The 548-nt window shown below is 46.9% G+C and carries 1 pseudogene; it reads right to left on the reverse strand.

From position 1 onward, the window contains the following. Positions 1 to 548, reverse strand: a pseudogene (locus MMO38_RS16525) (hypothetical protein); the annotation flags it as partial.

Below are 548 nucleotides of genomic sequence, written 5' to 3' on the forward strand. Positions count from 1 at the left end.
CCTGTGATGCCATCAATAATTCCACCACCAAGCAGATCTTCACCGATGACATGTTGGATAATATCAGCAGCAGTTGAACCATTATTAATGAGTGTACCGATCACACCAGTAGCATTACCCATCGCACCACCAAAATCAGCGCCAGCTAAATCAGAGATTGCTTCAAGTGTACCGTTGACGGTATCGCGAGAAGTTTCAAAAGTGAGCGTGCCAAGATTTGCGAGATCACCGACAGGATGTTCTGCTTGAGGGAACGCCCCAATAATTGTGCCAGCAACAGTGTCGATACCTGTATTGATGATTTCAGTTTTGAGGCTTTCAACGCCTTGAAGCACATCGATACCTGTTTGGATAACACCCGTTACAGGGTTATTGCCAAGATCACCACCAGTAATACCACCGATTATTCCTGTGATTGGACCAAGAGGACCACCATCACCGCCAGTAATACCACCGATAATTCCAGTGATTGCACCTAAAGGACCGCCATCACCGCCAGTAATACCACCGATGATACCTGTGATTGGACCTAAAGGACCACCATCACC

This window comes from Acinetobacter sp. NIPH 1852 (assembly GCF_022549455.1).
Lineage (GTDB): Bacteria > Pseudomonadota > Gammaproteobacteria > Pseudomonadales > Moraxellaceae > Acinetobacter.